Raw genomic sequence first — 9,883 nt, forward strand, 5'->3', positions numbered from 1 at the left:
TCCCTACATCAAACTGTCACGCAAGCGGCCTACCTTGGCTCAAGGTTTGCTGACCTAGACCAAAGGTGCCAGTCAACCGCTCGCAACGGCTTTACCCATAACAACGATCGCAAAGGCACCCACCCCAAGGAGCTTCGGATGAAAAAGTTCTTCATGGCGTCACTGCTCGGTTCGGCTATCGCGTTGTGCACCACGGCCATGGCCGCCGGCACCGACCTCAAGGCCCTGGAAGACGCAGCCAAAAAGGAAGGCACCGTCAACAGCGTGGGCATGCCCGACGCCTGGGCCAACTGGAAAGGCACCTGGGAAGACCTGGCCAGCAAATATGGCCTCAAGCACAGCGACACCGACATGAGCTCGGCGCAGGAGCTGGCCAAGTTCGAGGCCGAAAAGGACAACGCCAGCGCCGACATCGGCGACGTGGGTGCCGCCTTCGGCCCGATTGCCGTGACCAAGGGTGTCAGCCAGCCGTACAAGCCAAGCACCTGGGACCAGGTACCGGAATGGGCCAAGGACAAGGACGGCCACTGGGCGCTGGCCTATACCGGCACCATCGCATTCATCATCAACAAGGACCTGGTCAAGGAAGGCGAACGCCCGAAAACCTGGCATGACCTGGAAAAGGGCAAGTACAAGGTCGCCATCGGTGACGTGGGCACCGCGGCCCAGGCCGCCAACGGCGTGCTGGCTGCGGCGATTGCCTACAAGGGTGACGAGAGCAACATCGAACCGGGCCTGCAGTTGTTCACCAAGCTGGCCCAGCAGAAGCGCCTATCGCTGGCCAACCCGACCATCCAGACCCTGGAAAAGGGCGAGGTTGAAGTGGGCGTGGTGTGGGACTTCAACGGCCTGAGCTACCGCGAGCAGATCGACCCCAAGCGTTTTGAAGTGCTGATCCCGTCGGATGGCTCGGTGATTTCCGGCTATACCACAGTCATCAACAAATACGCCAAGCACCCCAACGCGGCAAAGCTGACCCGCGAATACATCTTCAGCGATGCCGGGCAGATCAACCTGGCCAAGGGGCACGCGCGGCCAATTCGTGCCGAGCACCTGAAGCTGCCGGCGGATGTGCAGGCCAAGCTGCTGCCGAACGAGCAGTACGGGGCGGCGCAGCCGATCAAGAATGCCGAGGCCTGGGAAGCAACCTCCAAGGCACTGCCGCAGAAGTGGCAGGAGCAGGTGATTATCGAGATGGAATAAAGGGCTGGGCTTTGTAGTGCCTCATCCGGCCCTTTCGCGGGTAAACCCGCTCCTACACAGGTCTGCGTCCCCCGTGAGGATACGCGGTAAATGCAGGAGCGGGTTTACCCGCGAATAGCCCAACGCGGTTCATGACTGGAGCAAACATGCAACACAACGTCATCCTGGTCCTGCTCGACGGCCTGAACTACCAGGTCGCACACCACGCCATGGGCCACCTGCATGCCTACGTCGAGGCCGACCGCGCCGCGCTGTACCGCGTGGAATGCGAACTGCCGTCGCTGTCGCGGCCGCTGTACGAATGCATCCTCACCGGCGTACCGCCAATCGACAGCGGCATCGTGCACAACAACGTCAACCGCCTGTCCAACCAGCGCAGCGTGTTCCACTACGCCCGCGAGGCCAACCTGGGCACTGCGGCGGCGGCGTACCACTGGATGAGCGAGCTGTACAACCGCTCACCCTTCGACCCGCAGCGTGACCGCCACACCCACGCGCCCAAGCTGCCGATCCAGCACGGGCTGTTCTACTGGGACGACCGCTACCCCGACTCACACCTGCTGGCCGACGGCGAATACCTGCGCCGCCGCCATGCACCTAACTTCCTGCTGGTACACCCGATGAGCATCGACGACGTCGGCCATCGCCACGGCCTGGACAGCAGCCAGTACCGCAACGCCGCGCGCAGCGTCGATATCCTGCTGGCCGACTACCTGCCGGGCTGGCTCGAAGAGGGCTACCAGGTGCTGGTCACTGCCGACCACGGCATGAACAACGACCGCTCGCACAACGGCCTGCTGGCCGAAGAGCGCGAAGTCCCGCTGTTCGTCTTCGGCGACGCCTTCAGCCTCGACCCTGCGGCCAAGCCGCTGCAAACCGAGCTGTGCGGGACCATTTGCGAGCTGCTGGGCGCCGCGCACGACAAAACGGTGTGCCGGGAGCTACTCAAGTGAACCGTGGCCGTTACCTGGCCCTGCTCTGCCTGCTGCCGTTCGCCGTGTTCTTCGTCATCTTCCAGGTCGCGCCGCTGGCCTGGGTGGCAATCAACAGCCTGCAATCGGAAGCCGGCTGGGGCATGGCCAACTTCAGCAAGGTGTTCGCCTCGAAGTTCTACCTGCAGGCACTGCAACGCAGCCTGGAGATCAGCTTCTGGTCGAGCCTGTTCGGCATCGTCATCGCCACCCTCGGTGCCTATTCGCTGCGCCAGGTCGACTCGAGGCTGCGCGACTTCGTCAGCGCCTTCGCCAACATGACCAGCAACTTCGCCGGGGTGCCTCTGGCCTTCGCCTTTATCATCCTGCTCGGTTTCAACGGCGCGCTGACCCTGCTGCTGAAACAGGTCGGCCTGCTGGAAGACTTCAGCATCTACTCCAAAAGCGGTTTGATCCTGGTGTACACCTACTTCCAGATCCCGCTGGGCGTGTTGCTGCTGTACCCCGCTTTCGACGCCCTGCGCGAAGACTGGCGCGAGTCGGCTGCGCTGCTGGGCGCCAGCCACTGGCAGTTCTGGCGGCACATCGGCCTGCCGGTGCTGACCCCGGCCCTGCTCGGCACCTTCGTCATCCTGCTGGCCAACGCGCTGGGTGCCTATGCCACCGTGTACGCCCTGACCACCGGCAACTTCAACGTGCTGCCAATCCGCATCGCCGGCCTGGTGGCCGGTGACATCAGCCTAGACCCCAACCTGGCCAGTGCCCTGGCGATGGTGCTGGTAGGGCTGATGACGCTGGTCACGGTGGTACACCAATGGCTACTGAAACGGAGCTACCATGCGCGCTGACTCGCGTTCCGGCGGCTGGTACCACCGCCTCGTGGTCTACCTGCTGTTCCTGATCCTGCTGCTGCCGCTGGCCGGCACCCTGCTCTACTCGCTGGCCACCAGCTGGTCGGCCAGCCTGCTGCCCAGCGGCCTGACCTTCAAGTGGTACATTGCGCTGTGGAGCGAGCCGCGCTTTCTGGCAGCCTTCGGCCAGTCGCTGCTGGTGTGCGTGGGCGCACTGTTGCTGTCGGTAGTGCTGATCCTGCCGCTGCTGTTCGTGGTGCACTACCACTTCCCCAGGCTCGACGCGCTGATGAACATCCTGATCCTGCTGCCGTTCGCGGTACCGCCGGTGGTGTCGTCGGTGGGGCTGCTGCAGTTGTATGGCAGCGGGCCGATGGCCATGGTCGGCACACCGTGGATCCTGATCGGCTGCTACTTCACCATCGCCCTGCCGTTCATGTACCGGGCCATTACCAACAACCTGCAGGCCATCAACCTGCGCGACCTGATGGACGCCGCCCAGCTGCTCGGCGCCAGCACCTGGCAGGCCGCGCTGCTGGTGGTGCTGCCCAACCTGCGCAAGGGCCTGATGGTGGCGCTGCTGCTGTCATTCTCGTTCCTGTTCGGCGAGTTCGTGTTCGCCAACCTGCTGGTCGGCACCCGCTACGAGACCCTGCAGGTGTACCTGAACAACATGCGCAACAGCAGCGGCCACTTCAACAGCGCGCTGGTGATCTCGTACTTCGCCTTCGTGCTGGTACTGACCTGGGTTGCCAACCGCCTGAACAAGGACAAGACCTGACATGAGCTTCGTCAGCGTACAGAAACTGCAAAAAAGCTACGCCGGCAGCGCGGTGTTCGAGAACATCGACTGCCACATCGAACGCGGCGAGTTCGTTACCCTGCTCGGCCCTTCCGGCTGCGGCAAGTCCACCCTGCTGCGCTGCATCGCCGGGCTGACCCCGGTGGACAGCGGGCAGATCCTGCTGGATGGCCAGGACATCGTGCCGCTTAGCCCGCAAAAGCGCGGTATCGGCATGGTGTTCCAGAGCTATGCGCTGTTCCCCAACATGACCGTGGAGCAGAACGTCGCCTTTGGCCTGCGCATGCAGAAGGTCAAGGCCGACGAGAGCCAGCAGCGGGTACGCGAGGCACTGGAGCTGGTAGAGCTGGGCACGTTTGCCGGCCGCTACCCGCACCAGCTGTCGGGCGGCCAGTGCCAGCGCGTGGCCCTGGCCCGTTCGCTGGTCACCCGCCCGCGCCTGCTGCTGCTCGACGAGCCGCTGTCGGCACTGGATGCGCGCATCCGCAAGCACCTGCGCGAGCAGATACGCGCCATCCAGCGCGAGCTGGGGCTGACCACCATCTTCGTCACCCACGACCAGGAAGAGGCGCTGACCATGTCCGACCGCATCTTCCTGATGAACCAGGGGCGCATCGTCCAGAGCGGCGATGCCGAAACCCTCTACACCGCGCCGGTGGACCTGTTTGCCGCCGGCTTCATTGGCAACTACAACCTGCTCGACGCCGACAGCGCCAGCCGCCTGCTGCAACGCCCGGTGGCCAGCCGCCTGGCGATCCGCCCCGAATCGATCACCCTGGGCGTCAACGGCGAACTGGACGCCCAGGTACGCAGCCACAGCCTGCTGGGCAACGTGATCCGCTACCGGGTGCAGGTGCGTGACGTGGAGCTGGTGGTCGATGTGCTCAACCGCTCCCCGGCCGACCTGCACGCGGACGGCCAGCGGGTAAGCTTGTCGATCGACCCCACGGCGCTACGCGAAGTGGCCTAAGGAGATTCAACACGATGGCACTGGCAATTTTCGATCTGGACGAAACCCTGATCCACGGCGACTGCGCGTCGCTGTGGAGCGAGCAGATGGCCCGGCTGGGCTGGGTCGACGGGAAGGAATTCCTGCGCCGCGACCATGAACTGATGGAGGCGTACGGCAAAGGCCACCTGCAGATGGAGGACTACATGGCCTTCAGCCTGGAACCGATTGCCGGGCGCACCCTGGAAGAAGTCGAGCATTTGGTGGAGCCGTGGGTTGAAGAGGTGATCGAGCCGATCATCTACGGCGATGCCTGCCGCTGCATTGCCGAGCATCGCAAGCGCGGTGATCGCATCCTGATCATTTCCGCTTCAGGCACGCACCTGGTGGGGCCGATTGCGGCGCGGTTGGGGGTGGATGAGTACCTGGCGATCGAGCTGGAGGCGGTGAACGGGGTGTATACCGGCCAGACCCATGGGGTGCTGACCTACCGCGAGGGCAAGATTACCCGGCTGCTGGAATGGCTGGACCAGGAGCAGGAGAACCTGGAGGGGGCGAGCTTCTATTCCGATTCGAGGAATGACCTGCCGTTGTTGTTGAAGGTGGATTACCCGTATGCGGTGAACCCGGATGGGGTGTTGCGGGAGCATGCCGAGAAGAATGGCTGGCCGGTTCTGAGTTGGTCCTGAGCTTCTTGCATTGCCTGTACTGGCCTATTCGCGGGTAAACCCGCTCCTACATTGGATTGCACAATGTTCGAGATGTGGCGATCCCGATGTAGGAGCGGGTTTACCCGCGCAGAGGCCAGACCTGCCTACACCAGGCTAGGGTCAATCACCATCACCAGCTTGCCCGACACCTGGTTGGTCTCCAGCTCGGCATACGCCGCCTGGGCAAACTCCACCGGGTAGGTATCGACCAACTGCGGCGACAGGCGCCCTTCGGCAAACAGCGGCCACACCTGCTGGTGCAACTCGCGCAGCAGTTCGGCCTTGAAGCTGTCATCGCGGTTGCGCAATGTCGAGCCGGTAATCTCCAGGCGTTTGCCCAGCACCTGTGCCAGGTCCAGCTCGAACTTGCGCCCGCCCATCAGGCCGATGATCACCCAGCGCCCGTCTCGCGCCAGCAGCTTGAGGTTGAGCTCGCCGTAGCTGGCACCCACCGGGTCGAGAATCACGTCGAACGGGCCAAAACCTTCCAGCTCATCCAGGTTCTGGTTACGCACCACGCCACCCGCCGCGCCCAGCGCCTCGCAGTAAGCCAGGCGGTCCGCCGAGCCGACGCTTACCCACACCGGGCTGCCGAACGCCTTGCACAGTTGAATGGCCGCCGACCCCACGCCACTGGCCCCCGCGTGTACCAGCACCTTCTCGCCGGCCTTTACCGCCCCAAGCTGGAAGATGTTCAACCAGGCGGTGGCATACACTTCCGGCAGTGCCGCGGCTTCATGCAGGTTCAGGCCCTCGGGTACCGGTAGCACGTGGCGGGCATCGACCACCACTTCCTCGGCCATGGCGCCGCTGGCCAGCAGTGCACACACCCGGTCACCCACGCGCCAGTCGGCACCGGCACCCACCTCTTCAACCACCCCGGAACACTCCAGGCCCATGTACGGGCTGGCGCCTGGCGGTGGCGGGTACAAACCTTTCATCTGCAGCAGATCGGCGCGGTTCAGCCCCGCAGCAGCCACGCGAATGCGCACTTGGCCCGCGTCGCAGGCCGGGCGTTCGGCTTCGACCCACTCCACATGTCCGTCAACGCCTTGCAATGCCTTCACAGTGCCTCCATAGTTGAATCATATGACCGAGCCTGGGATCGTTGTGCCCAGGCTTTTTGCAGTATGCGCCCGGCTCTTCTGGAACCGGCGAACGGAATAGACGGCCTACTATGCGTGATCAAATGCCCCCACGTCGAATCAGCATGAAGCATTTCCTCCCAAGCACCGCCCTGGCCCTGATGGTTGGCCTGGGTAGCCTCACGCTCGGCGGCAATGCGGCGGCCGCCAACAAATGGGACGGCCTGCAGCCGGACCGCGACGAGATCGTCGCCAGCCTCAACGTGGTGGAATTGCTCAAGCGCCACCATTACAGCAAGCCGCCTCTGGATGACGCCCGTTCGGTCATCATCTATGACAGCTACATCAAGCTGCTGGACCCGGCGCGCAGCTACTTCACCGCGGCCGACATTGCCGAGTTCGACAAGTGGAAAACGCAATTCGACGATTTCCTCAAAAGCGGCAACCTCGACCCGGGCTTCACCATCTACAAACGCTACCTGGACCGCGTCAAGCAACGCCTGGACTTTGCCCTGGCCGAGCTGAACAAGGGCGTGGACAAGATCGACTTCACCACCAAGGAAACCTTGCTGATCGACCGCAAGGACGCACCGTGGCTGAAGAACCAGGCCGAGCTCGACGACCTGTGGCGCAAGCGCGTGAAAGACGAAGTGCTGCGCCAGAAGATCGCCGGCAAGGAACCCAAGCAGATCCAGGAAACCCTGACCAAGCGCTACAAGAACCAGCTGGCGCGCCTGGACCAGACCCGCGCCGAAGATATCTTCCAGGCCTACATCAACACCTTTGCCCAGTCCTACGACCCGCACACCAACTACCTGTCGCCGGACAACGCAGAAAACTTCGACATCAACATGAGCCTGTCGCTGGAAGGCATCGGCGCCGTGCTGCAAAGCGACAACGACCAGGTCAAGATCGTGCGCCTGGTGCCGGCAGGCCCGGCCGCCAAGACCAAGCAGGTGGCCCCGGCCGACAAGATCATCGGCGTGGCCCAGGGCAACAAGGAAATGGTCGACGTGGTCGGCTGGCGCCTGGACGAAGTGGTCAAGCTGATCCGTGGCCCGAAAGGCTCGGTGGTGCGCCTGGAAATCATCCCGGCCAGCAACGCGCCTAGCGACCAGACCAGCAAGATCGTCTCGATCACCCGTGAAGCGGTGAAGCTGGAAGAGCAGGCAGCGAAGAAGTCGGTACTCAAGCTCAAGCAGGACGGGCGTGACTACAAGTTGGGCATCATCGAGATCCCGGCCTTCTACCTCGACTTCAAGGCCTACCGCGCAGGCGACCCGGAATACAAGAGCACCACGCGTGACGTGAAGAAACTGCTCACCGAACTGCAGAAAGAGAAAGTCGACGGCGTGGTCATCGACCTGCGCAACAACGGTGGCGGCTCGCTGCAGGAAGCCACCGAACTGACCAGCCTGTTCATCGAGAAAGGCCCGACCGTGCTGGTGCGTAACAGCGACGGCCGTGTCGACGTGCTGGAAGACGAAAACCCCGGCGCCTTCTACAAGGGCCCGCTGGCGTTGCTGGTCAACCGCTTGTCAGCCTCGGCTTCGGAGATCTTCGCCGGTGCCATGCAGGACTACCACCGCGCGCTGATCATCGGCGGCCAGACCTTCGGCAAAGGCACCGTGCAGACCATCCAGCCGCTCAACCATGGCGAGCTGAAGCTGACCCTGGCCAAGTTCTACCGGGTTTCCGGGCAGAGCACCCAGCACCAGGGCGTGTTGCCGGACATCGACTACCCGTCGATCATCGACACCAAGGAAATCGGCGAAAGCGCCCTGCCAGAAGCCATGCCGTGGGACACCATTCGCCCGGTGGTCAAGCCGGCAGCCGACCCGTTCAAGCCGTTCCTGGCCCAGCTCAAGGCGCAGCATGAAGCACGCAGCGACAAGGATGCCGAGTTCACCTACATCCGCGACCGCCTGGCACTGACCCAGAAGTTGATGAACGAGAAAACCGTCAGCCTCAACGAGCAGGACCGCCGCGCCCGCCACGACGATATCGAGGCCAAGCAGTTGGCACTGGAAAACATCCGCCGCAAGGCCAAGGGTGAAGAGCCGCTGAAAGAGCTGAAGAAAGAAGACGAGGACGCGCTGCCGGTCGAGGATGAAAACACCAAGCCGGAAGACGATGCTTACCTGTCGGAGACCGGTCGCATCCTGATCGACTACCTCAGCGCCAGCACCAAGGTGGCCAAGAAGTAAGGTGGTGCGGCAATGATGGCAGATTAATGTGACCTGTCATCAAACAGTCATCGCGCTGTCGTGAAATACGGGGGCCGGGCGTGCAGATGCCCGGCCCTTTCATTGTCAGGAATACGTCATGACCGTTGCCGAACAGCTCAGTGCCTTGGGTGCCATTCTGGCTCAACGCAGTATTCACAGCCTGTTCCAGCCGATCATGTGCCTGAGCGAGCAACGCGTGTTCGGCCATGAGGCGCTTAGCCGCGGGCCTTCCAACAGTCCGCTGCATTCACCGCTCAACCTGTTTACCATCGCCCGCCAGGCGGGTCGCCTGACCGAGCTGGAAGCTGCCTGCCGCGAAAGCGCCTGCCGCCGCTTCAGCGCACAGCAGCTGCAGGGCAAGCTGTTTCTCAATATCTCACCAGAGTCGCTGCTGGAGCCGCACTACCCGTCCGGCCTGACCCTCAAGTTGCTCGAACACGTCGGTTTGCCGCCCAGCCGGGTGGTGATCGAGCTGACCGAGCACACGCCGACCGACGATTTCCAGTTGCTGTCCAACGCCCTGCACCACTACCGCGACATGGGTTTCTCGATTGCCCTCGACGATTTGGGCGCCGGCTATTCGAGCCTGCGCCTGTGGTCGGAGCTGCGCCCCGAGTACGTGAAGATCGACCGGCATTTCATCGACGGCATCCATTGCGACCCGCTCAAGCGTGAGTTCGTTGGCTCGATCCTGCAGATTGCCCGGGCGTCGAAGGCGCAGGTGATTGCCGAAGGCATCGAGCTGGCGGAAGAGTTGACGGTGCTGCAGGAGATGGGGGTGGACCTGGTGCAGGGGTACTTGCTGGGGCGCCCGCAAGAGCTTGGGGTGCGCGACAGTCAGCCGTTGCCTGGGCTGATCCATGTACCGACGTCTGAACAGCCTACCGTGCGGTTAAACGCCACGATTGGGCAGCTGCTGGAGTTGTTTGGGCGGCACCAGCATCTGGACGCGCTGCAGGTGGTGGATGCCGATGGCAGGGCTTGTGGGTTGATTTACAGGGATGCGTTGCCTGTGCCGGCCTATTCGCGGGTGAACCCGCTCCCACAGGTTCACCACAGGCCCTGAGCCTTGCGCGGTCCCCTGTAGGAGCGGCCTTGCGTCGCGATGGGCCGCAAAGCGGCC

9 protein-coding genes are annotated in these 9,883 nt (G+C 63.1%); 8 read left to right on the forward strand and 1 reads right to left on the reverse strand.

Annotated elements, in window-relative coordinates:
- Positions 1-138: 138 nt before the first annotated feature.
- From IAE39_RS17475 to IAE39_RS17500, 6 genes are all read left to right on the forward strand, one after another.
- Complete coding sequence (locus tag IAE39_RS17475) at positions 139-1,203, forward strand: ABC transporter substrate-binding protein (RefSeq protein WP_201204782.1); 1,065 nt, start codon at positions 139-141, stop codon at positions 1,201-1,203.
- A 146-nt stretch (positions 1,204-1,349) separates the two neighbouring features.
- Entirely contained in the window at positions 1,350-2,156 is an 807-nt protein-coding gene (locus tag IAE39_RS17480; protein ID WP_201204784.1) for an alkaline phosphatase family protein, read from the forward strand.
- Entirely contained in the window at positions 2,153-2,983 is an 831-nt protein-coding gene (locus tag IAE39_RS17485; RefSeq protein WP_201204787.1) for an ABC transporter permease, read from the forward strand. Before IAE39_RS17480 ends, IAE39_RS17485 begins: the two co-directional genes overlap by 4 nt.
- The gene (locus tag IAE39_RS17490; protein ID WP_201204789.1) at positions 2,973-3,767 is read left to right on the forward strand and encodes an ABC transporter permease; all 795 of its coding nucleotides are present in this window, start codon (positions 2,973-2,975) and stop codon (positions 3,765-3,767) included. The genes IAE39_RS17485 and IAE39_RS17490 overlap by 11 nt, the downstream gene beginning before the upstream one ends.
- Before the next feature lies 1 nt (position 3,768).
- A complete protein-coding gene (locus IAE39_RS17495; protein WP_201204792.1) occupies positions 3,769-4,758 on the forward strand; it encodes an ABC transporter ATP-binding protein in 990 nt (329 codons plus the stop codon).
- A gap of 14 nt (positions 4,759-4,772) precedes the next feature.
- Positions 4,773-5,426 carry an HAD family hydrolase gene (locus IAE39_RS17500; RefSeq protein WP_201204794.1) on the forward strand — a complete coding sequence of 218 codons (654 nt, stop codon included), beginning with the start codon at positions 4,773-4,775 and terminating at the stop codon, positions 5,424-5,426.
- 125 nt (positions 5,427-5,551) lie between these two features.
- On the opposite strand, the gene IAE39_RS17505 is transcribed toward IAE39_RS17500, so the two are convergent.
- On the reverse strand, positions 5,552-6,514 hold the full coding sequence (locus IAE39_RS17505) for an NAD(P)H-quinone oxidoreductase (protein WP_201204796.1): 963 nt from the start codon (positions 6,512-6,514) through the stop codon (positions 5,552-5,554).
- 143 nt (positions 6,515-6,657) lie between these two features.
- On the opposite strand from IAE39_RS17505, the gene IAE39_RS17510 reads away from it, so the two are divergent.
- The gene (locus IAE39_RS17510; RefSeq protein WP_201204798.1) at positions 6,658-8,739 is read left to right on the forward strand and encodes a carboxy terminal-processing peptidase; all 2,082 of its coding nucleotides are present in this window, start codon (positions 6,658-6,660) and stop codon (positions 8,737-8,739) included.
- 118 nt (positions 8,740-8,857) lie between these two features.
- Positions 8,858-9,826 carry an EAL domain-containing protein gene (locus tag IAE39_RS17515; RefSeq protein ID WP_201204800.1) on the forward strand — a complete coding sequence of 323 codons (969 nt, stop codon included), beginning with the start codon at positions 8,858-8,860 and terminating at the stop codon, positions 9,824-9,826.
- Positions 9,827-9,883 lie beyond the last annotated feature (57 nt).

Source organism: Pseudomonas sp. S37, assembly GCF_016658545.1.
Lineage (GTDB): Bacteria > Pseudomonadota > Gammaproteobacteria > Pseudomonadales > Pseudomonadaceae > Aquipseudomonas.